Raw genomic sequence first — 26,798 nt, 5'->3', positions numbered from 1 at the left:
CACGCTTAACGTTTTAGTGGCAAGAAACCGCTAAAAAAGCCTCACAGACCGCGCAATACACCAGCTTAAGTTACAGCGAACGCTGTGCCGCAAACGTCAGTGCTGCTCGCTGTGCGCGCAGTAACAAAATTGCGCGCTGCGTCTTTACAGCTAACGCCATTTCACGCAATGTGAGCGCAATACAATTAATGAGATCTCACTATGACCTTAGCGGCTGTTTCTCTGAGTGAAGTGCTGGCGCGCCGTGACTGGGAAAACCCGGTTATCACCAGCCTGCATCGCCTGGACGCGCATCCACCGTTTGCCAGCTGGCGCGATGAAGTCAGCGCGCGCGATGGCCATTCCTCACCTGCGCAGCAGCGGCTGAATGGTCAGTGGGCCTTCAGTTATTTTACCGCGCCGGAAGCGGTGCCGCACAGCTGGCTGCTACAGGACTTACCGGACGCCGCAACGCTGCCGGTGCCTGCCAACTGGCAGTTGCACGGCTACGACGCGCCCATTTATACCAACGTGCAGTATCCCATTCCGGTCAATCCCCCTTTGGTTCCACGCGAGAACCCCACCGGATGTTACTCGCTCACATTTAAAGTTGATGACGGCTGGTTAAGCCAGGGGCAGACGCGCATCATCTTTGATGGTGTCAGCTCGGCCTTTTATTTGTGGTGCAACGGACAGTGGATGGGCTATTCGCAGGATAGCCGCTTACCCGCCGAGTTTGATCTTAGCCACGCGCTGCAGCCGGGAAACAACCGTCTGGCGGTCATGGTGCTGCGCTGGAGCGACGGCAGCTATCTGGAAGATCAGGATATGTGGCGCATGAGCGGCATTTTCCGCGACGTGACCTTGCTGCACAAACCGGACACCCGCCTGAGCGATGTGCAGATCGAAACCGCGCTCAGCCCGGAATATCTGCGCGGCGATTTACGGGTGAGTGTCAAAATCCATGCCAGCGCGCGCCCGCTCAGTCAGTGTCGGGTGCGCGTCACGCTATGGCGCAACGGCGACTGTATTGCGCAGCACGAACAGCCGCCGGGCAGCGCCATCATTGATGAACGTGGCCACTATCCGGAACGCACCCTGATGGTGTTGCCGGTACTGCAACCGCTGTTGTGGAGCGCCGAAACGCCTCATCTCTACCGCGCGGTCGTCACGCTGCTTGATGATGCCGGCGAGGTGATTGAAGCCGAAGCTTATGATGTGGGTTTCCGACGCGTCAGCATTGAGCACGGCCAGCTGTGCCTCAACGGCAAGCCGCTGCTGATACGCGGCGTTAATCGTCATGAGCACCATCCCGAGCGCGGTCAGGTGGTGGATGAAGCCAGCATGCGTCAGGACATTGAACTGATGAAGCGCCACAACTTTAACGCGGTGCGCTGCGCTCACTATCCTAACCATCCGCTGTGGTATCGGCTGTGCGATGAGTACGGCCTGTACGTGGTTGACGAAGCCAATATCGAAACGCACGGCATGCAGCCGATGAACCGCCTCTCCGACGACCCGCGCTGGTTTGCCGCCTATAGCGAACGCGTAACGCGCATGGTGCAGCGCGATCGTAATCATGCCTGCATCATCATCTGGTCGCTGGGCAATGAGTCCGGCCACGGCAGCACGCATGATGCGCTGTACCGCTGGGTGAAAAGCAGCGATAGCACGCGCCCGGTACAATATGAGGGCGGCGGTGCCAACACGGCAGCCACCGATATTCTGTGCCCGATGTATGCGCGCGTCGATCAGGATCAGCCCTTCCCGGCGGTGCCGAAGTGGTCACTGAAAAAATGGATCAGCCTGCCGGATGAAGCGCGTCCGCTGATTCTGTGTGAATACGCCCATGCGATGGGAAACAGCTTTGGTGGCTTTGCCAAATACTGGCAGGCATTTCGCCAGTTTCCGCGGCTGCAGGGTGGCTTCGTCTGGGACTGGGTCGATCAAAGCCTGACGCGTTATGACGAACACGGCCAGCCGTGGCAGGCGTACGGCGGCGATTTCGGTGACGCGCCCAACGATCGCCAGTTCTGCATGAACGGGCTGGTGTTTGCCGATCGCACGCCGCATCCGGCGCTGTTTGAAGCACAGCGCGCCCAGCAGTTTTTCCGGTTTACGCGCGATCCCGGCGATGCGTATCGCGTGACCGTCACCAGCGAATATTTATTCCGCCGCAGCGACAACGAACGGCTGCGCTGGTGGATTGAGCAGGACGGTGTAACCCTCGCGCGCGGTGAATGGGTGCTGGATCTCGATGCCGAAGGCAGCCACACCTTTACCGTGCCCGCGCCTGAAGCGCTGCAGGGTGAAGCGTGGCTCAACCTCGCGGTGCATCAGATCGCCGCCACGCCCTGGTCTGAGGCGGATCATCGCGTGGCCTGGGATCAGTGGGCGCTGCCGGCCGCGCTGCCGGTTACGTTGCCGCCGCTCAGCGCCTGCGCGCCCCAGCTGGAAACCAATCACAATCTGGTGGCGGTGGTGCTGCCCACGCAGCGCTGGCACTTCTGTCGCCGCAGCGGCGCGCTGCTGCAGTGGTGGGTGAACGATCGTGAAACCATGCTGACACCGCTGGAGGAGTGCTTTATTCGCGCACCGATCGATAATGATATCGGCACCAGCGAAGCTGCCAATATCGACCCTAACGCCTGGGTCGAGCGCTGGAAACGCGCGGGCTATGATCGGCTGCAAACAGAGTTGCTGGCGATGCAGGTCGACAGCCTGCAGCACGGCGTGCAGATCGAAACCTGGCATCGCGTGCTGGGTGAGGGTCAGCACCTGTTTACCAGCCATAAGCGTTATGGCATTAGCGGCGATGGCGAACTGACTATCAGCGTCGATGTACAACAGGCCGCCGGTCTGCCGCCGCCCGCGCGCATCGGCCTGCGCTGCCAGCTGGCTCAGGTCCCGCACCAGGTGAGCTGGCTGGGTCTGGGGCCTCATGAAAACTATCCGGATCGCCAGCTGGCGGCGCAGTTTTCACGCTGGCAGCTGCCGCTGGCGGCGCTCAGCACCGGCTATGTCTTTCCGGGTGAGAATGGCTTGCGCTGCGGCACGCGCCAGCTGGATAGCGGCAGCTGGCAGATCAGCGGCGACTTTGCCTTCTCGCTCAGCCGCCACAGCCTTGAGCAGCTGCGCGCCACCTCGCACCGCCATTTGCTGCAGGACGAACCCGGCTGCTGGCTGCATCTCGACGGCTTCCATATGGGCGTCGGCGGCGACGATTCGTGGAGCCCGAGCGTCAGCCCGGAGTTTTTGCTTTCTCAGCGGCGCTGGCACTATGCGCTGACGCTGCGTCAGCCGGCTTAGTAGCGGCCGCCGGGCTAAGGGGTTTCAGCTCGGTTTTTGGCCGGCGATAGAAGCGCCGCAGCAACAGCACGTTGAGCAGAACGACGACCGCGGTAGCGAAGAATACCCAGCGGTAACCGGTGGCGGCTGAGACCGCTGCGCCCAGCAGCGGTCCGGCGACGTTACCGAGGTACATGAACGACTGGTTATAACCAAAAATACGGCCGGTGACGTTATCGCGTGAATGACGCACCAGCAGAGTTTGCACCGCCGGCATCATCGCGCCATCGGCAAAGCCGAGCAGAAAGCGCAGGACGCCCAGCTGCGTGGCGCTGGTGACAAACGACATGGCAATCAGCAGCAGCAGCGAGGCGATCATGGTCGCCAGCAAAATACGCTGGGTACCGATGCGATCGCCGAGTTTGCCGAGACGCGGTGCGGCGATGAGTGCCGACACGCCGGGCAGCGCGGCAATCACACCACTGAGAAACGCGATATTCTGCGCATCCGGCGCCAGCTCACGCACGAACAGCGTCAGGATAGGATTCACCGAGCCGTTACACATCTGAATCACCATGGTGGTGACGAACAGGCAGAACATCAGACGTGGATTATCGAGGCTGCGCATTACTTCGCGTCCGCTCAGTTTGTCCTGCTTGCTCACCGGCGTGTAGCCGGTCTCCTTAATCAGAAACAGCGTCACCAGAAAGCTGACCATCAGCAGTACCGCGGTAACGATAAACACCATGCGCAGGCCCAGCCAGTCGGCCAGCAGACCGCCAATCATCGGCCCGAGGATCACGCCGCCAATTTGTCCGGTCGACACGCAGCTCAGCGCCCAGCCGCTGCGCTCACGCGGCACCTGCGCGGCCACCAGCGCCATGGCGTTGGGAATATAACCGGACGTCAGTCCCATCAGCGCGCGCAGCAGCAACAGCTGCCACGCCTGAGTGACAAACGCCTGCAGCAGAATCACCGCGCCCATGCCAAACGAAGCGCGCAGCAGCATCAGCTTGCGCCCTTTGCGATCGGCAAGGCTGCCCCACAGCGGCGCCACGGCGGCAGAAACAATAAAGGTGACACTGAAGGTCAGACCTGACCAGATACTGAGCGCGTTGCCGCCACGGATACCCAGCTCTTCCACGTAAAGCGGCAGGAAAGGAATGATCTGACTAATGGCCAGGCCGGTAAAAAAGCAGCCAAACCAGACGGATATCAGATTGATCTTCCAGGATTCGATGGAGCGTAGCATGAGCGCAGATGTCAGAAAAAATGAAATGAGGGTTCAGTCTAACAACCTCGTAACATTACCGGACGGCAAAACATGGCATGAGGATGAAAACGCAGTTTTTCGCTGCCGGGCGTGATTCTGCTCACAGCAAATAGGGCAATGCCTCACTTTTGTAGTGTCTTTATGTGCGGTTACCCGGCCTAAGGCCCGATAAGCGCATCGCGAGAGACGGGAAACGTGAAAAAATATGACGATTCGTTACTGACAATATTCCACACCGCATCTATGTTTAAAAAATCACCAGTCATCACTGGCGAGGCGCTGCCCGTCCTGGACAGTCCGCATGCTTAATTCAGGTTTTCAGTTGCTGCCCGTCGTGGGTGGCAGGCTTCGTTGTCTCTGCGGAGGTCGGCTATGAGAACGCACCATGACAGCGCCAGTCGGGCGATTACCGACTATTTCAACAGCCCCGCCTGGCACGCGCCGCACGAGAGCGATTTGCTGGCCGCCATCATGCGCGAGCTGATGGATGATGGCCAGCCCGCCACCAATAAAGCGGTGATTGCCCGCGTGATTACCCGGCTGGAAGTGGAAGGCGATGAACAGCGCCTGCAGAGTTACCGCAACCTGCTGGCGCAGCTGTTAGAAGCAGGGCCGCAAAAATAGCGGCCCCGGAGATTATTTCACCACCCGCAGCTGGTCGGCTTCGCTGACCACTGCTTTACCGCTCTGACGCTGATACAGGCACAGTTCCCGCCCCAGCTGATTCTTCATGTGCTTTTGCGGATAGCGGCCTTCGAGCAACAGCGCATCGTAGCCAACGCTGTCGTCGTACATGATCGGCTTGCCTACCACTTTCACCGCTTTCAGACCGCTGGCCTGCACACACGCCTGCTGCAGGTTTTTATCGTGTTGCTGCCATGCCGCCTCGCTTGAGGCCTGCGCCAGCGGGCTGAGCAGCAGCGTCAAACATAGCGTTCGGGTCAGGTATTTCATCGTCACTCCTGTAAGGTCAGTCTGTTATTGCTGCCTGTACGCCTGGCGTCGCAGAGCCGCGATTCATCGCGCTATGGCGGGGGCAATATGGCGCAGCAGGCAGGTTATAGCGAAAAAAATTCCCGCCGTAGCGGGAAGAAACAAGACGAGCATTGCATATTCGAGAGTGACGAGGAAATCTCCGTAATGCGCAGCTATCCTCGCCCGCCGCCGTGACAGCCCGATGACAATGCCGTGTCCGTTTGGTGTTACCCGCAGTAAACCCGGGAAATTTTCCCGTTCTGATCGCCGAGGAAATTCAGGCGGCGCAGATTGAAGTCCATGGTGGCGGCACCGTTCCACGGAATCGCACGCACCGGTACGGCAAAGCGCTGGGTATCAAGCGCGCTCAACGGCTGACCGAGGTAATTCTGATACTGCGAGGCACCGCACTGGTCGGTTTCCGGATCGTGGCTGACGGCGTGACTGCTGTCAGTTTTACTGGCTGACTGACAGGCCGTTAAGGCGAGCATCGCCGTCAGCAGCAGCGCTTTTCCATAATGGTTCACAATTTTCTCCTCCTGGATAATGAACAAGCGGGTTCCTGAGAGTAACAAAGCGTGCCGCCGATGCGAAAATTTTTCCAGCAGACTGGTCGCATTGCGTGACAAAAGGCGCGATTTTCTGCTCACATTTTCGGATTAATCGCACACTGTGTCTAAAAATCACCCGGCCAGACGCTACAATTACCTAAGACTTTTCTGAGGAGATAATGATGGAACTGGCTATTTTTATCGGCTTCGCCATCGTGATGACCTTCGTGGCCGTCCGGGTGCGTTAAGCCTCGTTAATTTTCTCTCTGCCGTTGTGCACTAAACGGTGCCAGCGGCATCCTCCGCGCCAGATAAATGATTCGGTTCCCTCTCCGCCTGCTCGTCAGCGATGAAAGCGCAAGCCGTCATGCCGCGCATCGCCTGCGATGAGGCGGTCAGTTAGCGCCGCGATTGTGGCGTATCTGAACCGGCGAAAATCTCCGCAAACGCACCTCGACAGCACCGATCGCCGTTGCTACTATGCGTCTTCCTCTGCCCGCTGAGTCGCCTATGGACACTCAATCCGACAAAGTTACGTTGACCCTGTTTTACGTGGGTAGCTTTGTGGTTTATTACCTCGTGACCATGCTGATTACGCTGTTTCCCAATTACGGGACGCTGCGCAATAACGGCTTGCTGGTGCCAGTGCTGTGCCTGTTTGAATTTGCCGTGATCTATCCCCTGTACCGTTTCTACTGCCAGCGCCGCAGCGACATTCCTCTGGGCTTTCTGCGCCCCGGCCAGGCACTGCTGTTTATCGGCGCGCTGTTTGTGCTGATGGTGGCGCAGACGCAGTTCCTGCAGCCGGAAGGCTGGCTGATTGAACAGAGCCAGCAGGGACGCAGCTCAATGCTGATTCTGCTGCTCACCGCCGTGCTGCTGGCGCCGGTGTTTGAAGAGGTGCTGTTCCGCGGCTTCCTGCTGCAGGCGTTTTTGCTGTGGGCGCCCAAAAGCCGTTTTGCCTGCATGTTGCTCACATCGCTGCTGTTCGCCGCGTTGCACACGCAGTACGTGCACTGGGAAACCATCGTTGCGCTGACGCTGTTCTCGCTGCTGCTGTGCTACGCGCGTCTGCGCAGCAACAGCCTGGCGCTGCCGATTTTTCTGCATACGCTGAATAACCTGATCGCCATCCTGCCCGCCTGGTTCTACGCCTGATCCCCCTCACTGTTTGCTAACGATGCCATTAATTTCCCTGCATTTTCAGGTACTATCGCTTTTTAGCCTGCAGGAATGATGGTCGAAGCGCTGATGATTACTATGCTGGATGTGGCCCGCAAAGCGGGCGTTTCTAAAGCCACCGTGTCGCGCGTGCTGGCGGGCAACCGCTATGTGAGCAAATCCACGCAGCAGAAAGTGTTTCAGGCGATAGAGGAAACAGGCTACCGCCCGAATCTGCTGGCGCGCAGTCTGGCGACGCAAAAATCGCAGAATATCGGCCTGATCGTCACCCATTCGCTGTTTAACGGCCCCTATTTCAGCGAGCTGCTGTACCAGACGGCCACGCTGACCAACAACTATGGCCGCCAGCTGATCCTCGCCGATGGCAAAACCAGCGCTGACGATGAGCGCGCGGCAATCGAGTTTCTGCTCGATCTGCGCTGCGACGCCATCATTATCTACCCGCGTTTTCTCGACACCGCCGCGCTGGAAGCGATCATCGACCAACACGATATCCCGATCATGGTGGTTAACCGCCGTCTGACGCAGCACGCGGCGAACTGCGTCTGGGCTTCGCACCAGCAAAATACCCGTGATGCGATGAATTACCTGATTGCGCGCGGTCACCATGACATCGCGTTTATCACCGGACTGGCGGGATCGCCCACCGCCGACGCGCGTCTGGCTGGCTATCAGCAGGCGCTGGCCGATCATCAGCTGCCGTATGAAGCGGCGCGCGTACTGCCGGGCGCGTGGACGCCGGAGAGTGGTCAGGCAGCGGCACGCCAGTTGCTGAGTGCCGGCGTACCGTTCAGCGCGCTGATGGCCAGCAATGACGATATGGCGATTGGTGCCGCGCTGGCGCTGAATGCGGCGGGCAAACGGCTGCCGCAGGATGTATCGCTGATGGGCTTTGATGATATTCGCATGGCCGAATTTTTCCTGCCGCCGCTCACGACGGTTCACGTGCCGGTGGCGGAGATGATTCAGCACACGCTGGCGCAGCTGGTGGCGATGCTGGAGGGCGAAGCGATTGCGCCTTTGCCGCCGTTCAGCGGACGGCTGATTGAGCGCGCTTCCGTGGCCGATGGACCGTTTCGCCGCTCATAACGCCTCGCCGGCATCCTGCGTGACCAGCCACTGCTCCAGCTGCTGTAGCGTAGCAGCCTTAACGCTCTCCTGCGGGCGCACCAGGTAATAGGTGTGCCGGCCACAGTCCAGCTGGTAATCCTCCATGGCGATTAGCGTGCCTGCCTTCAGCTCCGCTTCCACCAGCACGCGCTGCGCCAGCGCAATCCCCTGCCCTTCAATGGCGGCCTGATAGGCCAGCGCCGAACTTTCCATCTGCCGCCGGTGCGGCAGCGCGTCCATTTCCACGCCAAATGCTTCGCACCAGCGCTGCCAGTCATCAGGACGTCCGCGCACCAGCAGCAGGGTATGCTGCGCCAGCCCGGCCAGATGCATGCTGGCGCGCCGGTCAGCCGTCGGACGACACACCGGCACCAGCACGTTTTTCACCAGTGGCGTGGCGTGCTGCTGCGGCCACGTACCGTCACCAAGCCGAATCGCCGCGTCGCAATCCACCGTATCGTCCCATTCCGACGCGGTCGTCAGGCGCACGTCAATCGCCGGATGCGCCAGCTGAAACTGTGCCAGCCGCGGAATCAGCCAGCGGGTGGCGAAGGTGGTGAAGGAGTGCAGCCGGATGACCGTGCGGCCGGCATTGCGCTGCAGCGTGGCGCTCGCCTGGCGAATACCGTCGAGGTGCTGGCTGATTTGCAGAAAATAGGCATTGCCGGGCAGCGTCAGTACCAGCCCGCGCCCCTGACGCTGAAACAGCGCCGTGCCAAAGTACTCTTCCAGCAGACGAATCTGACGACTCACCGCGCCTGGCGTCACCGACAGGCCATCAGCCGCTGCCCGCACACTGCCGCTACGGGCGACATATTCAAACGCCAGCAAGGCATTCAGGGGTGGCAAATCACGCATCAGTTAACCGTTCAGTTTTTCTCAATGATGGAGCAATTTTAATCGATTGTGGCGAAAAGGCCAGGCGCGCATCATTTCTGCACAGCGGCAGCCAGCCCGATAACGCTGACTGCCAGGTTGTCACATTGATTCTGACACTGGAGCACACTGGAATGATTAAAGTCACCAATCCTGCCGACGGCAGCCTCGTCGGCGAAGCACCGTTCATGCGCCACGACGAGGTCGCGGCCGCTATTGATCGCACCTGTGCCGCGTTTCCGGCATGGGCGGCAAAAAGCGCGAAACAGCGCAGCGACCTGCTGCGTGGCTGGTACGATCTGGTACGCGCCGATAAGCACCTGTTTGCTGAACTGATGGTCAGGGAGAACGGCAAATGCCTGAGCGAAGCGCTGGGCGAAATCGAGTACGGTCTCGGCTTTATTGAGTGGTATGCGGAAGAGGCCAAACGCGTCAACGGTGATACCCTGCCGTCGCACGATGCTAACGCCTCCGTGCTGGTAGTAAAAGAGCCGGTCGGCCCGACCGCGGCCATCACGCCGTGGAACTTCCCGTTTATGATGATCACCCGCAAAATCGCTACCGCGCTGGCCGCGGGCTGCACCATGATCATCAAACCGGCAGAAGAGACGCCGCTTACCGCGTATAAACTGCTGGAGTATGCACGTCAGGCCGGTATTCCCGCGGGCGTGTTTGAGATGGTAACCGGCGATCCGCAAGCCATCGGCGAAGCTTTTACCAGCGATACGCGCATCCACAAAATCTCCTTCACCGGATCTACCCGCGTCGGCAAACTGCTGGCGCAGCAGTGCGGGGCCACGCTGAAAAAGATGACCATGGAGCTGGGCGGCAACGCGCCGTTTATCGTGTTCGCCGACAGCCCGCTGGAAGAGAGCGTGGCCGGGCTGGTCAGCGCCAAACTGCGTAACTCCGGCCAGGTGTGTATTTCGCCTAACCGCATCTTTGTGCATGACGCGATTTACGATGCCTTTGTGCAGCAACTGGTGAAAACAGTCAGTGAGATCCGTGTCGATCAGGGTATGCAGCAGGAATTTGTGGTTGGCCCGCTGATTAACCGCATGGCGCTCGATAAAGTCACCGCGCTGGTGGATGATGCGGTAGCACAGGGGGCGACGCTGCGCCTCGGCGGCAAGCCACACGCGAAGGGCGGGCTGTTCTATGAACCCACCATCCTGTGCGATCTGGACGCCTCGTTTGCCGTGCACAACACCGAGATTTTCGGACCGGTATTTGCCCTGTACCGTTTCAGTGATGAAGAGCAGGTGATTCGCTGCGCTAACGACACCGAATACGGTCTGGTGGCCTATGCGTGGACGCGGGACGTTGGCCGCGCTTTCCGCCTGTCGAAAAAACTGGAAGCCGGCATGGTGATCCTCAATTCCGGCTCAGTCGGTACGGCGTCAGTGCCGTTTGGCGGTATCAAGCACTCCGGCTACGGCCGCGAGGGCGGCCATTACGGTATTGAAGAGTATGTGCAGGTAAAATATGTGCTGATGGCGGGACAACACCGCTAATCACGCTGCTGGCGCGGCGGCGACCCAGCCGGGATGCCGCCGCGCCGCGCGTTAGTATTCCACCTCCGCATCAGGCTGTGCACCGTTATTGCGGATCAACTGCTGATACCAGAAAAAGCTCTTCTTGCGATAGCGCGCCAGATCGCGCAGATCGTGTTCATCGCGGTTAACGTAGATAAAGCCGTAACGTTTGCTGATGCCTTGATGGGTGCTGACCAGATCGATGGCCGACCACGGACAGTAGCCAAACAGCTCGACGCCATCGGCAATTGCCAGCCGCAGCTGAGCGATATGCTCGCGCAGATAGGCGATGCGATAGTCGTCATACACTTTGTTGCCCGCCTCCAGCGTGTCGAACGCACCGAGACCGTTTTCTGTCACAATCAGCGGCAGGCGATAGCGCGCGTAGATCTCGCGCGCGGTAATGCGGAAACCGACCGGATCGATATACCAGCCAAACTGATTCTGCTGCAGATGCGGATTGTTACAGCCGACGTACACCGATTTGTCGATGCCGGCCATCTGCTGGTCGGCCTGCTGCTTGCTGTTCAGCTCACCACGCGCGACCTCAGGCATGTCAGCACTGACGGTGGCCGATGCATAATAGTTGAAGGCGATAAAGTCCGGCTGGCCAGCGGCGATGGTCGCCATATCCTCCGCCTCAATATGCGGCAGCCAGCCGCGCTGCTGCAGAAACGCCCACACCACGTTGTTGTAATGGCCGTGCACCGCCAGGTCGAGGTAGAGCCAGTTGCGGATCGCTGAAAAGTTATCGGCGGCCAGCACATCTTCCGGTCTGGCGCTGGCGGCATAGATACAGGAGATGTTCGGTGCCGGGCCAATTTTGGCCTGCGGCAAGCGCTGGTGACAGGCAATCATCGCTTTAGCCTGCGCCAGCATCATATGGTGGTTCTGCTGATACAGCGTCTTCTGCGCATCCACCGTGCCGGCCGGCAGCGTACCAATCACCTCACCTTTGAGGATCATCATGTTCTGTTCATTGATGGTCAGCCAGTATTTCACCCGGTCGCCATAGTGCTCGAAACAGGTGATGGCGAAGCGCTCAAAAGCGGCCACGGTACGCCGGTTTGACCAGCCGCCATCCTGCTGCAGCGCCCACGGCAGGTCGAAGTGATAGAGCGTGACCAGCGGCTCAATGCCGTGGCGGCAAATTTCATCAATCAGCTGCTGATAAAACTGAATGCCCGCCGGATTCAGCTCGCCGTCACCCTGCGGATAGATGCGGCTCCAGGCGATGGAGAATCGATAGGTTTTCAGGCCCAGCTCCGCCAGCAGCGCGATATCTTCCCGGAAGCGATGATAGTGATCGCTGGTGACGGTGAAATCCGTCATCCCCTCAGGAAAATGGCCTTTATCGATCACCGACGGCCCTTTGCCGTCTTCGTTCCAGGCACCCTCAACCTGATACGCCGAGGTTGAAGCGCCCCACAGAAAGCCGTGCGGAAACGCACCGGGGTTAGGATGTTGCATACTGCCTCCTTGTTAGTCCGCAGCCAGCTCGCGCCGCAGCTGGATGATCTCTTCCGCCAGTTCACGGCACAGCATGGCGTTCATCAGGTGATCCTGCGCATGTACCATGATCAGATTGACCGGAATTTTGCCGCAGCCTTCGTCGGCACCAATCAATTCGGTCTGGATACGGTGCGCGGCTCTGGCCGCCTCGCTGGCTTCGCTCAGCAACGCATCGGCGCGTGGCCACTCTTTGCGCCGCGCAGCGCGCAGCGCTTCCATCGAGCAGGAGCGCGCTTCTCCCGCCTGAATAATCAGTTCCATGACCGTGCTCTCATCAATTTCCATCATGCCTCCTTAACCGGTTGCGCTGCAGCGGCCTGCTCAAACTCCTGCTGCAGCAGTTGCCGCTCATAAATTTTGAAAAACGGGTAGTAAATCAGCGTGGCGATGGTTACCAGCACGGCAATCAGCACGATGACGCGCCAGTCCCAGCCGGTCGACCAGGCCGCCCCGATCGGTGCCGGCGTGGTCCAGGGGGCCAGCGACACCACGTGGTTAATCAGGTGGGTTTTGGTGGCTGTCCAGGCGAGCGTGGCGTTGACTAACGGCGCGCAGATAAACGGAATGAACAGAATCGGATTCATCACCACCGGCGAACCGAAGATGACCGGCTCGTTGATGTTGAACATGCTGGGCACAATGCTCAGCTTGCCAATCGAGCGCAGATGCGCCGAGCGGCTGCGCAGGTAGAGCAGCACCAGCCCCATGGTGGAACCGGAGCCGCCAATAACGATGAAAAACTGCCAGAACGGCTCGATAAACACGTGCGTGATCGGCTCACCTGCGTTAAGCGCCTGCTGGTTGAGACCGAGGTTAGTCAGCCAGAACGCCTGCAGAATGCCGCCGACAATCACCGCACCGTGAATGCCGGCGAACCACAGCATGTGGCACAGCAGCACCGCCACCAGCACCGCCGGTAACGAATCCGAGGCGGAGATAATCGGTGCGAACAGCGCCATGATCGCCTGCGGCAGCAGCAGGCCAAACTGCGCCTGCACCCACAGGCTGAGCGGAAACAGCGTGATGAAGATGGCGATGATCGGGATCAGCAGATCGAACGACTGACGAATTTTGGGCGGCACCTGCTCCGGCAGCTTAAAGCCGATGTTGTGCTTTTGCAGGAAGTGCATCAGCTCAGTGGCGAACAGCGCCACCAGAATCGCGGTGAAAATGCCCTCGCCGCCAAGTGAGCCAACCGGCAGCGTGCCGTTGCTCTGCGGCGCGGCCACCACCAGAAACGCCATCAGCGCCAGGCTGGCCGCCATAAAGCCGTTCATCTTGTAGCTGTTCGCCAGGTTATAGGCGATGGCGCTGGCGATATACAGCGCCATGATGCCCATGGTCATGTTATACGGCATCATGATTTGCGCTTCATGCGCGCGCACCATACCGAGCCACCACTGGGCAAACGCCCATGAGCTGTCAGCTGAGAACGGCGGATGGGCAAACAGCAGCATAAACGAGCCCACAATCAGAAACGGCATCGAGGCAATAAATCCATCGCGGATGGCAATCACATGGCGCTGGCTGGAGAGGCGTCCGGCCAGCGGGCTGATGCGGTTTTCAATCACACCAAATAACGATTCGCTTATGCTGCTCATCGGCGAGCTCCTTGCATCAGGCAACAACAGAATAAGCCTGTGCATTGGCGCACAGGCGTAAACAATTATTTTATTTTCGGAACAATCGTCAGGCGTGAATCAGCTTTAGCGAATCATCTAATATTTTCGCGCCATTCATCATGCCGTAATCCATGCTATTAATCACAGTGATAGGCTTATTTAGCTGCTGCGCCAGCGGCTGGAAGTCCGCCAGTTTGTATTTAATCTGCGGCCCGAGCAGGCAACAGTCAAAGTTCGCGATCTGATCGTTAAACTCTTCAATGCCAACGGCTTTTATCTCAACCTCGACGCCCTTCTCTTTGGCGGCCTTCTCCATTTTCTGCACCACCATGCTGGTGGACATTCCGGCGGCGCAGCAGAGTAGAATCTTTGGCATCATTCAATCCTCAGTGTGGGGTTTAATTAACGAATACCCGCGCTAAAGATTTTCTGCAACCGGTTTCAGATTTGCGTTACGGATCTGTGAGAAATATCAAAAAGCGCGCTGCAAATTTAATCGGGATGCAATAATAAACGGAAGAGATTATGTGAAAGTCGGGGAACAGTGGCGCGGCCAGACACAGCGCGCCACCGGGGGCAGAACGTCAGGAGATGGCGGAATCTTTTTGCTTGTCGGCTTCGAAGTGTGCCTTGAACTGTTCGTAGATGGAGATCATATTGGAAGCATCGCCGTGCAGCGGGCTCAGTTTACCGGCGCGCACCAGTTCGATGACCAGTTGCAGGGCGGCCTGTTTTGGGCTGCTGGCCGGATGGGCAATTTCATGAGACATCAGATATCACTCCTTATTGTTGTCAGTGCCGCACAGTTTAGCCCAGATTGTGCTGCTAATGGGCGCGGCGCTGGTTATCATCACTCTGTTCGGACAAAAAAGCCGCTCAGGCTGTTCATTGACGCCTGAGGCGTTTAGCTATACTGGATCAAAAAAAGGAACACACAGCCACGCATTCCGTACCACGGGAATGGTGCAGAAGGAGTCGGTTATGTTGATTGGTTTTGTCTTGTTAGTGAGCGCCTGCGGCCACGATGCCTGTGATGCCCTGCCGGTGTCGGAGCGGATTTACCCCACGAAAGTGGCCTGCGAACAGATGGCCGATCGCATCCATAAAGTCCGGCCGAACGTGGTGCTGCTTTGTGGGGAAGTGCACCGTTAATTCGGTGCCAGTGCGTCATCAATTGCATAAAAAACAGCCAGACGGCATTGCAACCTGGGCCCGCAGCGTTCAAAATATAAGCTGCTTTACACTATTACAGTTGTGAATCCCATGAAAAAAACTCGCCCCCGTCGTCCCAACGGACGCTGGGTTTATTACATTTTGTATGACGGCATTCTCTGGCCCTGTCCGGTGCGCTGGGAGTGGGAGAGCGGCTTCGGCGGCTGGCTGCCATTTTACTATTCGCCCACCTTTGAATTTGTCGCGGGCGATCCGCGCAAGGCCTACCGCATTGCGCGCAGCAGCGTGCGCAATCTGCGCCAGCATGAGCATGACGGCGAATATGCCTGAGGCATCAGAACTGCCACGGCAGCCACGAGGCTGTCAGCAGGTAGTGCACCAGTTCCAGCACCAGAATAATCATCACCAGCACCCCGAGCTTGTGGCGGCATACCCAATCCTTTAGCCCCATATCATCGCCGCCCAGCGAATCAGCATCAGCGCGCCGCAGATGCACAGCAACACCACAATCATCTTCCAGTGTTTTGTCGCAGCCAGTTTTTTTGCCACGTCTCCTCCAGACAGCAGAAAGCAACGATGCGCCCGCAGGCGCATCGCATAGTCTACCGCTGGTCACCCGTGAGGGCGATTAATTATTCAGCGTATAGTCGAGGGTGATTTCGGCATTCAGCACCTGAGACACCGGGCAGCCGGCTTTGGCTTTCTGAATGATTTCATCAAATTTGGCATCATCGATGCCCGGCAGCGCAATGGTGCTGTTGAGGGCAATTTTGGTGATGGCGAAGCCGTCGCCCTTTTTGTCCAGTGAAACATCGGCGGTGGTGTCGATGCTTTTCGGTGGATGACCGGCCTGGCCCAGCATCAGCGACAGCGCCATGGAGAAGCAGGCGGCGTGTGCCGCGCCAATCAGCTCTTCCGGATTGGTGCCCTTCTCGCCTTCAAAACGGGTGTTAAAACCGTATGGCTGGTTGCTGAGCACGCCGCTTTCAGTGCTAACCGTGCCTTTGCCTTTGATGTCGCCTTCCCAATGGGCCGATCCTTTCTTATGAATGGTCATGTCATTCCTCCTGTTAGTCAGACAGCTATTCAGTATAGACAAGAGCCGGCGCTTTGCCTGGCTTAGCGCACCGCGTGCGGGCGCGCCGGGCTGAGTCCGGCTTCGCTCAGCAGCGCATTCGCCTGCACCAGCGAATCCTGGGTGATGTCCGCAATGGTTTTCGCGCCGGTCAGCGTCATCGCCACCCTCATCTCTTTCTCAACCAGACTCAGCAGATTCTCCACGCCGCGCTGGCCGTGCGTCGCCAGCGCATAGATAAACGCGCGTCCCAGCAGCACGCTGTCAGCCCCCAGCGCGATCATGCGCACCACATCCAGCCCGTTGCGAATGCCGCTGTCGGCCAGAATGGTGATGTCGCCCTTTACCGCGTCGGCGATGGCCGGCAGCGCGCGCGCCGACGACAGCACGCCATCCAGCTGACGTCCGCCGTGGTTGGAGACCACGATGCCATCGGCGCCAAACCGCACCGCATCGCGCGCATCTTCCGGGTCGAGAATGCCTTTGATCACCATCGGCCCTTCCCAGAATTCGCGAATCCACTCCAGATCCTGCCACGAGATCGACGGGTCGAAATTTTTCGCCAGCCAGCCGATATAATCTTCCAGTCCGGTAGGATTACCGAGGTACGTTGAGATATTGCCGAGATCGTGCGGACGCCCGTGCAGCCCGACGTCCCATGCCCACTGCGGATGGGTGACCGCCTGCCAGTAACGGCGCAGCGCGGCATGCGGGCCGCTCATGCCGGAGTGCGCATCGCGGTAGCGCGCGCCCGGCGTCGGCATATCGACGGTAAACACCAGCGTCGAACAGCCTGCCGCTTTGGCCCGCTCCAGCGCGTTGCGCATAAAGCCGCGATCGCGCAGCACATACAACTGAAACCACATCGGGCGGTTAATCGCCGGTGCCACCTCTTCTATCGGGCACAGCGACACCGTCGACAGGGTAAATGGAATACCGCGATTGGCTGCCGCACGCGCCGCCTGCACTTCACCGCGTCGCGCGTACATGCCGCACAGGCCGACCGGCGCCAGCGCCACCGGCATCGACAGAGTTTCATTAAACAGCCGCGTTTCCAGGCTCAGCTCAGCCATGTTTTTCAGCACGCGCTGGCGCAGCGCCACGTCAGAGAGATCGGCCACGTTGCGCTTCAGGGTATGTTCTGCGTAGGCCCCGCCGTCCAGATAGTGAAACAGGAATGGCGGCAGGATACGTTGCGCCGCGGCGCGATAGTCACTGGCAGCAGAAATAATCATCAGTTGTCTTCCTTACGGGTAACCTGCGTGGCGCCCGGTAACCGCGTGATGCGGGCCTGGCGCGCTTCGTCTTCATGCAGCGTTTTCATGGTGGTGTGAACAAAGCCGAGGTGATCCATCGCCGCCTGGCGCGCCGCGTCGGCGTCGCCCGCCATCACCGCATCGAACATCGCCTGATGCTGGGCGTTGAGCTGGTTGAAGATCACCGGCTGGGTGTACATACGCTGGCGGCTGTGCAGCACGGAGGATTGCAGCAGATCGAAAAATCCGCGCATGGTCTGCAGCAGCACCAGATTATGCGAGGCTTCGGCAATGGCGAGGTGGAAGCGCAGATCCGCCTGCGCGGCCAGTTCGGGGTCGTCGCAGTCGTTCATTTGTATCAGCGCGTCAAAGGCATAGCGCAGCCGCTCTTTATCCGCCTCAGTGGCGCGCTGCGCGGCGTGCCAGGCGGTGCTGGCCTCAATCGCGTGGCGCGCCTCAAGAATATCCCAGCGGTAGTCAGGATCGGCGGCCAGCAGCTGACGAATCGGCTCAACGATGCGCTGTTCTGACCATGGCTCCTGCGGCTCGCACAGCCAGGTGCCGCCGCCGCGTTTACTGATCAGCATACCACTGCTGATCAGCTGCTGGATGGCCTCACGCACCGACGAGCGCGACGCGCCGAAGCGGGCGGCCAGCGCACGCTCCGAGGGTAAACGCATGCCGGGTTTCAGCTGATGCTCTTCAATCCAGGCGCCAAGACGCGCGCGCAGCGTATCCGCCAGCCGCGGTGTGGGTTCAGTCATGGAATCATCCAGGTAAAGACATACGCCTGCAGCGTGGTGATCACGCCGACCATACAGGTAAAAATCAGGCTGTGTTTAACGGTAAACCGGAACAGATCGGACTCGCGCCCCACCAGCCCCACGGCGGCGCAGGCGATGGCGATCGACTGCGGCGAAATCATTTTACCGGTGACACCACCGGTGGTATTGGCGGCCACCAGCAGCACATCCGACACACCAATCTGCTGCGCGGTGGTCGCCTGCAGCGCGGCGAACAGCGCGTTGGAAGAGGTATCGGAGCCGGTCAGAAAGACGCCCAGCCAGCCGAGGAACGGCGAGAAGAAGGTGAAGGCCTGGCCGGTGTGCGCCAGCGCCAGGGCCAGCGTGGCCGACAGCCCGGAGTAGTTTGAGATGAACGCAAAGGCCAGCACCATGCCGATGGAGTAGATCGGCAGCGCCAGCTCCTTCAGGGTTTCGCCAAAGGTGCGCAGCGCCGCCGCCGGCTTCATGCGCAGGAAAATCACCGAAATCACCGCCGCCAGCAAAATCGCAGTGCCGGTAGCGGAAACCACGTCAAATTTGAACAGCGCCGCATACGGCGTTGCTGCGCTCACCACCGGCGGCATGCGTGCCACCAGCTCGTGCAGCAGCGGCACCGGCACGCTAAACACCCAGTCATACAGCGCGCCGCCTTTGGCGAACAGCGCTTTAAACGGCGGAATACTCCACAGCGTAACGGTCGCGGTAAGGAACAGGAACGGCATCCAGGCACGCACAATCTGCGCCAGCGTGTAGCGTTGCGTCCCTGAGGGCGCAGTCTCTGGCGCGGGCTCTTTAAAGCGGAAGATGCGCACCGGCTGCCAGCGGCGCAGAAACAGCGTCAGGCAGATCAGCGAAGCCAGCGACGAAATGATATCCGGCAGCTCCGGGCCAAGGAAGTTAGAGCTGAGGTACTGGGCGATGGCAAACGAACCGCCGGCCACCATCACCGCCGGCCAGGTCTCTTTGATGCCGCGCCAGCCATCCATGATCGCCATGATCCAGAACAGCACGATGAGGGTGAGAAACGGCAGCTGGCGTCCCGCCATCTGGCCAATCTGGAAGCTGTCCAGCCCGGTGACCTGACCGGCGACGATGATCGGAATCCCCATCGCGCCGAACGCCACCGGTGCGGTGTTGACAATCAGGCACAGGCCGGCGGCATAGAGCGGATTAAAGCCCAGCCCGACCAGCAGTGCGGCGGTGATCGCCACCGGTGCCCCAAAGCCTGCCGCGCCCTCTAAAAACGCGCCAAACGAGAAGCCGACAATCAGCATCTGCAAACGCTGGTCTGGCGTGATGGAGAGAATCGAGGCGCGAATGATATCGAACTGGCCGGTTTTCACCGAGATCTTGTAGACAAATACCGCCGCCACGATAATCCAGGCAATCGGCCACAGGCCGTATAAAAAACCATACGCCACCGACGCCAGCGCCTGGGGCACCGGCATGCCATACAGCAACAGCGCCACCAGCAGCGCCAGCACCACGGTGATCGTACCGGCCTGATAGCCCTTCAGCTTGAGCTTAATCAGCGCAAAGAAGAAAAAAACAATCGGGATCACCGCCACCAGGCTGGATAGCCACAAATTGTTGAGCGGATCGTAGTTTTGTTGCCACACCTGCATGCCGTTTCTCCAGAGGTCACCAGAGGGATGCGGCGCATCGGCAAAAGCAGGCGTGCGCCGCAGATTGTTGCCCGGTTCAGGACCACAATTGGTAGGACCACATTGCGGCTGACGGGCTTTCTGGCTCCAGATAGTTAATGCATTGTTAACCCAAAGCAACGCGGCAGGCGTGATTTTTCGTGTTATGTGACCATGTGGCTACATTTTTATAACATTGGTAGGACCAATCAGCGCGTTGCCGCACCAAAGGCGCTCGCATAGCTGCGCGGATGAAAACGCAGATTGAGTCCGATCAGCCCCAGCGTCACGATGCCCTGCATCAGCCATACGCTGGCAAAGCTGTGGGTGAGCACCTGCAGCTGACCGGCAATAAACGGCATGCAGCCGGCGATGATGAATCCTGCGCCCTGCATGAAGGCCACCAGCCGCGCGCCTGCCTGCGGCTGCGGCAGATGATCGAGCGCCAGCACCATCGCCAGCGGGAACGCGGCACCGAGACCGAAGCCGGCGATGGCGGCCCACAGCCACGGCGCCAGCAGCGGCGCAAAAAGAAACCCGCTCATCCCGGCCAGCTGGCACAGCAGACTGACAATCAGCTGCGGACGGCGATCGGCACCGCGCGCCAGCAGCGGCATCAGCAGCGCGCCGGCAACCTGGCTCAGAATCATCACGCCCAGCAGCGAGCCGCCGGCCTGTGCCGACCAGCCCAGCCGGTGATACGCATCCGGCAGCCAGGCCACGCAGGTGGCATAGCCGCCGTTGACCAGGCCAAAGCTCAGCGCCAGCGACCAGGCGCGCGGCTTACGCCACAGCGGCGGCAGCGTTACCTGTGCGGCATCCGGCGCGGCAGGCACGCGCACCCGTAGCCACAGCAGGATAGCCAGCAGCACCGGCAGCGCCCAGCCGCTGAGCGCCAGCGGTACGCCAAGCTGCGCGCTGAGCCACGGCGACAGCGCCGCGCCCAGTCCGCCGCCGCCCATCAGTGCGCCCGCCCACAGCCCGGTGACCGCCGCGCTGCGCCGGCTAAAACGCTGTCGAATCAGTCCCGGCATCGCCATCTGCACCACGCCGACGCCGATGCCGGCAAACAGCGCGCTGAGCACCAGCCCGCTGCCGCTGTCGATCACGACGCGCGCCGCCAGTGCCAGCAGCAATAGCGTCAACCCGGCCAGCAGTAAGGGCTTTAAGGCCACGCGCTGCATCAGCCTGGCGCTGGACAGCGCCACCGCGCCCATCATCACCATCGGCACCGCCGGCAGCAGCGAGGCGGCCAGCCCTGACAGATGCAGGCTGTGGCGCAGCTGGCCCAGCAGCGGACTGACCGAGGTCAGCAGCGGGCGCATGTTCAGCCCGGCCAGCACCAGCGCAGCCAGCGTTAACGTATTGGCATGTCGGTTCATAACCCATCCTGCTGTGAAAAGGTTGTCAGCATCGCAGCAGACAGTACTATTTGGAAATGAAATAACACCATGATGGGCAGTGGATAAATGAATCGTCAGCCAATGTTTACGCCGCAGCAGCTATTAAGCTTTGTGGCGGTGTGCGAGACCGCCAGCTTTACCCGCGCCGCCGAGCGTGTGCACCTGTCGCAGTCGACGGTCAGTCAGCAGGTGCGGCGGCTGGAAGAGATGGTGGGTAAAGCGCTGTTACAGCGCACCTCACATCAGGTGGCGCTGACTGAAGAGGGAGAAAAATTGCTCGGCTACGCGCGGCGCATCATCGCCCTTAACGGCGAAGCGCACGATGTGCTGAGCGATAAGTGGCGCGACGGCATTGTGCGCATTGGCGTGCCGGAGGATTTTGCCGCCCCGACCGCCAGCCTGCTGGCCGGATTCAGCCGACAGCATCCGCAACTGCGTCTTGACGTGATGAGCGGCATGTACGTCGATTTGCATCGCGCATGGCAGCGCGAAGAGCTGGATCTGATGCTGATCAAGCAGCCGGGCGGCGATCGCCCGCTGGCCGCCCGGCCCGAGCCGCTGCTGTGGCTGGACAGTGCTGAACATCCCTGCTTTGACCAGACGCCGCTGCCGCTGGTGGTGTTTCCGCAGCAGGGGCTGTATCGCGAAGAGATGTGTCAGACGCTGGATGCGCTCGGCCGCAGCTGGCGCATCAGCTACAGCAGCGCCAGCCTCGTGGCCCTCGCCAGCGCCAGCGCCGCCGGTCTCGGCCTGACGCTGCTGCCCGCCAGCTGCCGCCTGCCCGGTCACCGCGTGCTGGGCAGCGCTGAGGGTTTACCAGTGATCAGCCATTTCGAGCTGGCGCTGTTCTGCCGTAAGCCGCAGGATGCGCTGCAACAGGCGCTGGCCGCTGCGCTGGTGCAATTCTGCCAGCTACAGTGGCAGTGATTTTTCCACTGCCTGGCAGTGGGAAATATCGCAGCGCGGCGGCGTCGGTTTTGCCAGATTAGGTTTTTTCCTTTTGCCTGGAGTTTCCGATGCCTCTGACCGCTTCCAGCCGCCGTGATTTCCTCAGCCACGGCGTGCGCCTTACTGCCGCAGGCAGCCTGATGATGGCTGGCATGAGCAGCGCCGCCCGTCCCGACACACCACCGGTCTCGTCCACCCCGCCGCCTGCCGTGGCGCACTATCAGCTGCTGAATGTGCGCCTCGAAGAGGGATTTGAGCGCGACGGCGCGGAGATAGTCGCCACCCGCACTGCGCTGTACGACATCACCATTAAAGAAGGCAAGTTCAGCGCCATTAGCGCCGCCGGCCAGGCGCGCCAGCCTGCCCTGCCGCAGTGGGATGCCGGCGGTGCGCTGCTGTTACCGCGCACGCGGGACATGCACATCCATCTGGATAAAACCTTCTACGGCGGACCATGGCAGGCACCGCGCCCGCGGCAGGGCAAGACCATCATGGATATGATTGCGCGCGAGCAGGTGCTGATTCCCCAGCTGTTGCCAACCTCGCAGGCGCGCGCCGAAGCGCTGATTGGCCTGCTGCAAAGCAAAGGGAGCACCGAAGCGCGCAGCCACTGCAACATCGATCCAGTCAGTGGCCTGAAAAGTCTCGAACATCTGCAGCTGGCGCTGGCCAACCATCCGGCGTTTCGCTGTGAGATCGTCGCCTTTCCGCAGCATGGTTTGCTGCATTCGCAGGTCGATGGTCTGATGCGTGAGGCGATGCAGCTCGGCGTGCAGTATGTCGGTGGGCTGGATCCCACCAACGTGGATGGTGCCATGCAGGCTTCGCTTGATGCGATGTTCCGCATCGCGCTCGATTACGATCGCGGCGTGGACATTCATCTGCATGAGACCAGCGCCGCCGGCGTGGCAGCCATTCAGTACATGGTCGCCACCATCGCCCGTAACCCGCAGCTGAAAGGCAAAGTGACACTGAGCCACGGTTTCGCGCTCGCCACGCTGGAAGGTAAGGCGCTGGATGAGATTATCGCCGGCATGGCCGAACAGCAGATGAGCGTGGCATCAACGATTCCGATTGGCAAGCTGACGATGCCATTGCCGCAGCTGCAGGCGGCGGGCGTGACGGTGATGACCGGCACCGACAGCGTGGTTGATCACTGGTCGCCATTCGGCACCGGCAGCATGCTGGAGAAAGCCAATCTGTATGCCCAGCTGTATCGCGGATCGGATGAATTTGGCCTGAGCCGCGCACTGCATATCGCCACCGGCGGCATTCTGACGCTCGCCAATAGCGGTGAGCGCCAGTGGCCGCAGCTGCAGGATGAAGCCAGTATGATGCTGGTCGAAGCCAGCTGCTCGGCGGAAGCCGTGGCGCGCATTGCGCCGGTGCGCGCTACGTTCCAGCGCGGCACGCCGGTATTCAGCGCCTGAAGGCGCATCGCAGCCAGCACCAGCACGCCAGACCCGGCCAGAAAAAAGCCTCCCGCAGGAGGCTTTGGAAGGTGACACCGGCGCGGCAAGCCCGATGATAATGCTGGATTTAAGACAACATCTGAATCGCCAGCGCATACAGGCGCTGGTGCTCATCGTCATTAACAGGCTCTTCTTCCGCATAACAGGCAATCATGGAGCTGACTTTATCGGAGGATAACGTCTCTCCATGCAGATGCAGCGTTAGCACGGCGCGGCCGACGATTTTCAGAACGTCTTCGTTTTGTCCCTGGACATAGTGACTCAATGAGGTGACCTCTGAAGTAATTATTAATTGCCAAATGGCGCGCTAAATATAAAGCAAAGCGGTTAGGATTTTTACTCAGATTTTCCGCATAACAGGTAACATATAAGCGAAATCTTACTGAAAATAGCCGTAACATGCCGCGATATTGCCGCTTACCTGCCGCTAATATCATTTTTTCCCTCGAAAAAGCGTTTTTACCGTTCGTGCTGCCTCGTGTGAAATTCGGAACATTCATTAAAACTTTGCGATAGTTGCACCTCATCATTGAACTGACAAAGCGCAACGGCTGACTAATTTCACCGCGTGATTATTACCGCAATTGCCGTTGCCGATAGCCCGCCTTTCTGCCAGACTGGCCGCCGCTATTCCTGCTACTACCTGAGATGCTCCTGTGACTGCTTTTTCTACCCTGACGCAACTGCCTGCCAGCCAGCTCGACAACCTGCGCGAGATGGGCTTCGACGCCATGACGCCGATTCAGGCCGCTTCCCTGCCGGCCATCCTTAGCGGACGCGATGTGCGGGCGCAGGCGCAAACCGGCAGCGGCAAAACCGCCGCCTTCGGTATCGGCGTGCTGAACCGCATCGACAGCGGGCGTTTTCATACCCAGGCGCTGGTGCTGTGCCCGACGCGTGAACTGGCCGACCAGGTCAGCAACGTGCTGCGTCAGCTGGCGCGCTTCACCCGCAACATCAAGATCCTGACGCTGTGCGGCGGCCAGCCAATGAGCGCGCAGCGCGATTCGCTGGTGCATGCGCCGCATATTGTGGTCGGCACGCCGGGGCGCATCCTCGATCATCTCAAGCGTGACAATCTCGATTTAAGTCAGTTGCAGAGCCTGGTGCTGGACGAAGCCGATCGCATGCTGGAGATGGGTTTTCGCGACGATATGGAAGCCATCATTGGCTTTACGCCGGATTCGCGTCAGACGCTGCTGTTCTCCGCCACCTGGCCCGATACCATTGCCAGCCTGAGTCAGCGCTTTCAGCGCGATGCGCTGGCGGTAGCGACCGAAGCGCAATCGGAACTGCCGGCGATTGAGCAGCAGTTTATTGAAACCAGCGCCAGCGAGCGTATCAACCTGCTCAGTGCCCTGCTCAGCCAGCAGCAACCGGCTTCCTGCGTGGTGTTCTGTAACACCAAACGGGAATGCGATGAGATTGCGGCCGCGCTCAACGATCGCCAGATCAGCGCGCTGGCGCTGCACGGCGATCTGGAACAGCGCGATCGCGAACGCGTGCTGATTCGCTTTGCCAACGGCAGCATCCGCGTGCTGATCGCCACCGACGTCGCCGCGCGCGGCCTCGACATTAAATCGCTGGCGCTGGTGGTTAACTTTCAGCTGGCGTGGGATCCGGAAGTACACATTCACCGCATTGGCCGTACCGGCCGCGCCGGCGAACAGGGGCTGGCGGTCAGCTTTGTGGCGGCCGACGAAATGGTGCGCGCCCATGCGCTGGAAGATTACCTGCAGCAGAAGCTCAACTGGCAGCCGGCCAGCACGCTGAAAGGCAAAGGCGCACAGCCGCTGCCGGCGGCGATGATGACGCTGTGCATTGACGGTGGGCGCAAAGCCAAGATGCGTCCCGGCGATATTCTGGGTGCCCTGACCGGTGAAGCCGGTTTCAGCGGCGATCAGATCGGTAAAATCGATCTCACCCCGACCCATGCGTATGTCGCCATCGACGCCGCGCAGGCGAAGAAAGCGCTGATCAAGCTGAAAGAGGGCAAGATCAAAGGCAAAAGCGTGCGCGCGATTCTGCTGAAGTAACAGTCGTGAGCGTGAGGGCGATCGCCCTTACGCTAAATTTTCATCGCCCTTCCCTTCATTTTTTTTCTCCGCTGCCGATAAGTTAATCATGGCGCTATTGCCCTGCCCTTTACTCCGCCCAGATTCTGCCCCGAGGCCACAATGGATAATTTTCAGAAAGAGATCGATGAACGCGCCAACCTTGCGCTTTCTAACAAATTCGAACTGCTGCTGTTCCGGCTGGGTTCCGATCGGCTGAAAGGCAAGTCTGAGCTGTACGGCATCAACGTATTCAAACTGCGTGAAATTGTGCCGATGCCGACCATTACCCGCGCCGCCGGCATGAATTCACCGCTGCTCGGCATGGCCAGCATTCGCGGCCAGTTTATTCCGGTAATCGACCTGCCGGCAGTAACCGGTTGTAAACCGGAAACCGGCCTCAACCTGCTGCTAGTGACCGAATACGCGCGCAGCACCCAGGCATTTGCCGTGGAATCGGTGGAGAACATTGTGCGTCTTGACTGGAATCAGGTGCACACGGCGGAAGCAGGCATCGGCAGCCGTAACATCACCAGCATCGCCTGTCTGGACACCGACGGTCAGAGCAACAATCTGGCACTGGTGCTCGACGTCGAGCAGATTCTGTATGACATCATTCCGTCGGTGCGCGGCGTTGAGCCGAGCGAAGAGACGGCGAAGAATTTCAACCTTAAACCCGGCCAGGTAGCGATTGTTGCTGAAGACTCCAAAGTGGCGCGTCAGCTGCTGGAACAGGGGCTGAAAAGCATGGGCATTCCGGCCATCATGCACAATACCGGGCTTGAAGCGTGGATTAAAATCAGCGAGATGCAGAAAGAAGCGCAGGCTAACGGCGAGTCGATTCACGACAAAATCGCGCTGGTGCTGACCGACCTCGAAATGCCGGAGATGGACGGCTTTACCCTGACGCGTAACATCAAGCGCGACGACGCGCTGCGGCAGATTCCGGTGGTGATTCACTCTTCGCTCTCAGGCAGCGCCAACGAAGATCACGTGCGCAAAGTGGGCGCTGACGGTTACGTCGCTAAGTTTGAAATCAACGAGCTTTCCAGCGTGATTTATCGCGTGCTGGAGAAGAAGCGCTAA

General features: G+C 59.7%; 27 protein-coding genes. 11 read left to right on the top strand and 16 right to left on the bottom strand.

The window, feature by feature from the left end; translation table 11 throughout:
- Positions 1-201: 201 nt before the first annotated feature.
- The gene (locus F3J36_RS14100; RefSeq protein WP_088516216.1) at positions 202-3,288 is read left to right on the top strand and encodes a beta-galactosidase; all 3,087 of its coding nucleotides are present in this window, start codon (positions 202-204) and stop codon (positions 3,286-3,288) included.
- Here the strand turns inward: F3J36_RS14100 and F3J36_RS14095 are convergent.
- Positions 3,221-4,519: a multidrug efflux MFS transporter gene (locus tag F3J36_RS14095; protein ID WP_088516215.1), complete on the bottom strand. Its 1,299-nt coding sequence runs from the start codon at positions 4,517-4,519 to the stop codon at positions 3,221-3,223. The genes F3J36_RS14100 and F3J36_RS14095 overlap by 68 nt on opposite strands.
- Positions 4,520-4,912: 393 nt before the next feature.
- Here F3J36_RS14095 and F3J36_RS14090 point away from each other — a divergent pair, with 393 nt between their 5' ends.
- A complete protein-coding gene (locus F3J36_RS14090; RefSeq protein ID WP_021313231.1) occupies positions 4,913-5,164 on the top strand; it encodes a biofilm development regulator YmgB/AriR family protein in 252 nt (83 codons plus the stop codon).
- Positions 5,165-5,176: 12 nt separating this feature from the next.
- On the opposite strand, the gene F3J36_RS14085 is transcribed toward F3J36_RS14090, so the two are convergent.
- Together F3J36_RS14085 and F3J36_RS14080 are read right to left on the bottom strand one after the other, a co-directional pair.
- Positions 5,177-5,494, bottom strand: a complete 318-nt coding sequence (locus F3J36_RS14085) for a hypothetical protein (protein ID WP_021507239.1) — start codon at positions 5,492-5,494, stop codon at positions 5,177-5,179.
- A 248-nt stretch (positions 5,495-5,742) separates the two neighbouring features.
- Complete coding sequence (locus tag F3J36_RS14080; RefSeq protein WP_058758053.1) at positions 5,743-6,042, bottom strand: I78 family peptidase inhibitor; 300 nt, start codon at positions 6,040-6,042, stop codon at positions 5,743-5,745.
- Between the two features lie 534 nt (positions 6,043-6,576).
- Between F3J36_RS14080 and F3J36_RS14075 the strand changes: the two genes are divergently transcribed.
- Positions 6,577-7,224: a CPBP family intramembrane glutamic endopeptidase gene (locus F3J36_RS14075; RefSeq protein ID WP_021507241.1), complete on the top strand. Its 648-nt coding sequence runs from the start codon at positions 6,577-6,579 to the stop codon at positions 7,222-7,224.
- 93 nt (positions 7,225-7,317) lie between these two features.
- The gene (locus tag F3J36_RS14070) at positions 7,318-8,337 is read left to right on the top strand and encodes a LacI family DNA-binding transcriptional regulator (protein WP_141097292.1); all 1,020 of its coding nucleotides are present in this window, start codon (positions 7,318-7,320) and stop codon (positions 8,335-8,337) included.
- Here F3J36_RS14070 and F3J36_RS14065 read toward each other — a convergent pair.
- Positions 8,332-9,216: a LysR substrate-binding domain-containing protein gene (locus F3J36_RS14065; RefSeq protein ID WP_058757992.1), complete on the bottom strand. Its 885-nt coding sequence runs from the start codon at positions 9,214-9,216 to the stop codon at positions 8,332-8,334. The two genes, F3J36_RS14070 and F3J36_RS14065, sit on opposite strands and share 6 nt — an antisense overlap.
- Positions 9,217-9,368: 152 nt before the next feature.
- Between F3J36_RS14065 and F3J36_RS14060 the strand changes: the two genes are divergently transcribed.
- Positions 9,369-10,748, top strand: a complete 1,380-nt coding sequence (locus F3J36_RS14060) for an NAD-dependent succinate-semialdehyde dehydrogenase (protein ID WP_021507244.1) — start codon at positions 9,369-9,371, stop codon at positions 10,746-10,748.
- Between the two features lie 51 nt (positions 10,749-10,799).
- Here the strand turns inward: F3J36_RS14060 and F3J36_RS14055 are convergent, their stop codons facing one another.
- The 5 genes from F3J36_RS14055 to F3J36_RS14035 form a co-directional block, all read right to left on the bottom strand.
- The gene (locus F3J36_RS14055) at positions 10,800-12,239 is read right to left on the bottom strand and encodes a glycoside hydrolase family 1 protein (protein ID WP_159377453.1); all 1,440 of its coding nucleotides are present in this window, start codon (positions 12,237-12,239) and stop codon (positions 10,800-10,802) included.
- Between the two features lie 12 nt (positions 12,240-12,251).
- Complete coding sequence (locus F3J36_RS14050) at positions 12,252-12,566, bottom strand: PTS lactose/cellobiose transporter subunit IIA (RefSeq protein ID WP_010618140.1); 315 nt, start codon at positions 12,564-12,566, stop codon at positions 12,252-12,254.
- On the bottom strand, positions 12,566-13,882 hold the full coding sequence (locus tag F3J36_RS14045) for a PTS sugar transporter subunit IIC (RefSeq protein WP_166719901.1): 1,317 nt from the start codon (positions 13,880-13,882) through the stop codon (positions 12,566-12,568). Before F3J36_RS14045 ends, F3J36_RS14050 begins: the two co-directional genes overlap by 1 nt.
- Positions 13,883-13,970: 88 nt before the next feature.
- Positions 13,971-14,279, bottom strand: a complete 309-nt coding sequence (locus tag F3J36_RS14040; protein WP_031279665.1) for a PTS sugar transporter subunit IIB — start codon at positions 14,277-14,279, stop codon at positions 13,971-13,973.
- 208 nt (positions 14,280-14,487) lie between these two features.
- Positions 14,488-14,673: a hypothetical protein gene (locus F3J36_RS14035; protein ID WP_021507248.1), complete on the bottom strand. Its 186-nt coding sequence runs from the start codon at positions 14,671-14,673 to the stop codon at positions 14,488-14,490.
- 211 nt (positions 14,674-14,884) lie between these two features.
- Here F3J36_RS14035 and F3J36_RS14030 point away from each other — a divergent pair, with 211 nt between their 5' ends.
- Together F3J36_RS14030 and F3J36_RS14025 are read left to right on the top strand one after the other, a co-directional pair.
- Positions 14,885-15,055: a hypothetical protein gene (locus tag F3J36_RS14030; protein ID WP_007887091.1), complete on the top strand. Its 171-nt coding sequence runs from the start codon at positions 14,885-14,887 to the stop codon at positions 15,053-15,055.
- Positions 15,056-15,166: 111 nt separating this feature from the next.
- Positions 15,167-15,406, top strand: a complete 240-nt coding sequence (locus F3J36_RS14025) for a hypothetical protein (RefSeq protein ID WP_021507249.1) — start codon at positions 15,167-15,169, stop codon at positions 15,404-15,406.
- Positions 15,407-15,517: 111 nt separating this feature from the next.
- Here F3J36_RS14025 and yniD read toward each other — a convergent pair whose 3' ends face one another.
- The 6 genes from yniD to F3J36_RS14000 form a co-directional block, all read right to left on the bottom strand.
- Positions 15,518-15,625 (bottom strand): small membrane protein YniD, encoded by a 108-nt coding sequence (yniD, locus tag F3J36_RS24225; protein WP_021507251.1) that lies wholly within the window; start codon positions 15,623-15,625, stop codon positions 15,518-15,520.
- Between the two features lie 79 nt (positions 15,626-15,704).
- Positions 15,705-16,133: an OsmC family protein gene (locus F3J36_RS14020; RefSeq protein WP_021313986.1), complete on the bottom strand. Its 429-nt coding sequence runs from the start codon at positions 16,131-16,133 to the stop codon at positions 15,705-15,707.
- A 62-nt stretch (positions 16,134-16,195) separates the two neighbouring features.
- Complete coding sequence (gene lldD, locus F3J36_RS14015; protein ID WP_088516211.1) at positions 16,196-17,386, bottom strand: FMN-dependent L-lactate dehydrogenase LldD; 1,191 nt, start codon at positions 17,384-17,386, stop codon at positions 16,196-16,198.
- A complete protein-coding gene (lldR, locus tag F3J36_RS14010) occupies positions 17,386-18,171 on the bottom strand; it encodes a transcriptional regulator LldR (RefSeq protein ID WP_166719900.1) in 786 nt (261 codons plus the stop codon). The genes lldD and lldR overlap by 1 nt, the downstream gene beginning before the upstream one ends.
- On the bottom strand, positions 18,168-19,817 hold the full coding sequence (gene lldP, locus F3J36_RS14005; RefSeq protein WP_136546371.1) for an L-lactate permease: 1,650 nt from the start codon (positions 19,815-19,817) through the stop codon (positions 18,168-18,170). Before lldP ends, lldR begins: the two co-directional genes overlap by 4 nt.
- A gap of 227 nt (positions 19,818-20,044) precedes the next feature.
- Positions 20,045-21,217 (bottom strand): cyanate transporter, encoded by a 1,173-nt coding sequence (locus F3J36_RS14000; RefSeq protein ID WP_166719899.1) that lies wholly within the window; start codon positions 21,215-21,217, stop codon positions 20,045-20,047.
- Positions 21,218-21,304: 87 nt separating this feature from the next.
- Here F3J36_RS14000 and F3J36_RS13995 point away from each other — a divergent pair, with 87 nt between their 5' ends.
- Together F3J36_RS13995 and F3J36_RS13990 are read left to right on the top strand one after the other, a co-directional pair.
- Positions 21,305-22,165, top strand: a complete 861-nt coding sequence (locus F3J36_RS13995; RefSeq protein WP_031279666.1) for a LysR family transcriptional regulator — start codon at positions 21,305-21,307, stop codon at positions 22,163-22,165.
- An 89-nt stretch (positions 22,166-22,254) separates the two neighbouring features.
- Positions 22,255-23,616, top strand: a complete 1,362-nt coding sequence (locus tag F3J36_RS13990) for an amidohydrolase family protein (RefSeq protein WP_166719898.1) — start codon at positions 22,255-22,257, stop codon at positions 23,614-23,616.
- A gap of 109 nt (positions 23,617-23,725) precedes the next feature.
- Here F3J36_RS13990 and F3J36_RS13985 read toward each other — a convergent pair whose 3' ends face one another.
- Complete coding sequence (locus F3J36_RS13985; protein WP_010618157.1) at positions 23,726-23,923, bottom strand: hypothetical protein; 198 nt, start codon at positions 23,921-23,923, stop codon at positions 23,726-23,728.
- Between the two features lie 391 nt (positions 23,924-24,314).
- Between F3J36_RS13985 and dbpA the strand changes: the two genes are divergently transcribed.
- On the top strand, positions 24,315-25,694 hold the full coding sequence (gene dbpA, locus F3J36_RS13980; RefSeq protein ID WP_159377459.1) for an ATP-dependent RNA helicase DbpA: 1,380 nt from the start codon (positions 24,315-24,317) through the stop codon (positions 25,692-25,694).
- Positions 25,695-25,835: 141 nt separating this feature from the next.
- A complete protein-coding gene (locus tag F3J36_RS13975) occupies positions 25,836-26,798 on the top strand; it encodes a chemotaxis protein (RefSeq protein ID WP_021507259.1) in 963 nt (320 codons plus the stop codon).

It is taken from the genome of Pantoea sp. Cy-640 (assembly GCF_011752635.1).
Lineage (GTDB): Bacteria > Pseudomonadota > Gammaproteobacteria > Enterobacterales > Enterobacteriaceae > Pantoea > Pantoea dispersa.
Note: the sequence above shows the minus strand (reverse complement) of the source record. Positions and strands in the feature narration are given on the sequence as shown.

Coding starts and splice junctions, on each gene's coding strand:
- F3J36_RS14100 (WP_088516216.1), top strand. CDS start 202: ATGACCTTAGCGGCTGTTTCTCTGAGTGAAGTGCTGGCGCGCCGTGAC.
- F3J36_RS14095 (WP_088516215.1), bottom strand. CDS start 4,519: ATGCTACGCTCCATCGAATCCTGGAAGATCAATCTGATATCCGTCTGG.
- F3J36_RS14090 (WP_021313231.1), top strand. CDS start 4,913: ATGAGAACGCACCATGACAGCGCCAGTCGGGCGATTACCGACTATTTC.
- F3J36_RS14085 (WP_021507239.1), bottom strand. CDS start 5,494: ATGAAATACCTGACCCGAACGCTATGTTTGACGCTGCTGCTCAGCCCG.
- F3J36_RS14075 (WP_021507241.1), top strand. CDS start 6,577: ATGGACACTCAATCCGACAAAGTTACGTTGACCCTGTTTTACGTGGGT.
- F3J36_RS14070 (WP_141097292.1), top strand. CDS start 7,318: ATGATTACTATGCTGGATGTGGCCCGCAAAGCGGGCGTTTCTAAAGCC.
- F3J36_RS14065 (WP_058757992.1), bottom strand. CDS start 9,216: ATGCGTGATTTGCCACCCCTGAATGCCTTGCTGGCGTTTGAATATGTC.
- F3J36_RS14060 (WP_021507244.1), top strand. CDS start 9,369: ATGATTAAAGTCACCAATCCTGCCGACGGCAGCCTCGTCGGCGAAGCA.
- F3J36_RS14055 (WP_159377453.1), bottom strand. CDS start 12,239: ATGCAACATCCTAACCCCGGTGCGTTTCCGCACGGCTTTCTGTGGGGC.
- F3J36_RS14050 (WP_010618140.1), bottom strand. CDS start 12,566: ATGGAAATTGATGAGAGCACGGTCATGGAACTGATTATTCAGGCGGGA.
- F3J36_RS14045 (WP_166719901.1), bottom strand. CDS start 13,882: ATGAGCAGCATAAGCGAATCGTTATTTGGTGTGATTGAAAACCGCATC.
- F3J36_RS14040 (WP_031279665.1), bottom strand. CDS start 14,279: ATGCCAAAGATTCTACTCTGCTGCGCCGCCGGAATGTCCACCAGCATG.
- F3J36_RS14035 (WP_021507248.1), bottom strand. CDS start 14,673: ATGTCTCATGAAATTGCCCATCCGGCCAGCAGCCCAAAACAGGCCGCC.
- F3J36_RS14030 (WP_007887091.1), top strand. CDS start 14,885: ATGTTGATTGGTTTTGTCTTGTTAGTGAGCGCCTGCGGCCACGATGCC.
- F3J36_RS14025 (WP_021507249.1), top strand. CDS start 15,167: ATGAAAAAAACTCGCCCCCGTCGTCCCAACGGACGCTGGGTTTATTAC.
- F3J36_RS14020 (WP_021313986.1), bottom strand. CDS start 16,133: ATGACCATTCATAAGAAAGGATCGGCCCATTGGGAAGGCGACATCAAA.
- lldD (WP_088516211.1), bottom strand. CDS start 17,386: ATGATTATTTCTGCTGCCAGTGACTATCGCGCCGCGGCGCAACGTATC.
- lldR (WP_166719900.1), bottom strand. CDS start 18,171: ATGACTGAACCCACACCGCGGCTGGCGGATACGCTGCGCGCGCGTCTT.
- lldP (WP_136546371.1), bottom strand. CDS start 19,817: ATGCAGGTGTGGCAACAAAACTACGATCCGCTCAACAATTTGTGGCTA.
- F3J36_RS14000 (WP_166719899.1), bottom strand. CDS start 21,217: ATGAACCGACATGCCAATACGTTAACGCTGGCTGCGCTGGTGCTGGCC.
- F3J36_RS13995 (WP_031279666.1), top strand. CDS start 21,305: ATGAATCGTCAGCCAATGTTTACGCCGCAGCAGCTATTAAGCTTTGTG.
- F3J36_RS13990 (WP_166719898.1), top strand. CDS start 22,255: ATGCCTCTGACCGCTTCCAGCCGCCGTGATTTCCTCAGCCACGGCGTG.
- F3J36_RS13975 (WP_021507259.1), top strand. CDS start 25,836: ATGGATAATTTTCAGAAAGAGATCGATGAACGCGCCAACCTTGCGCTT.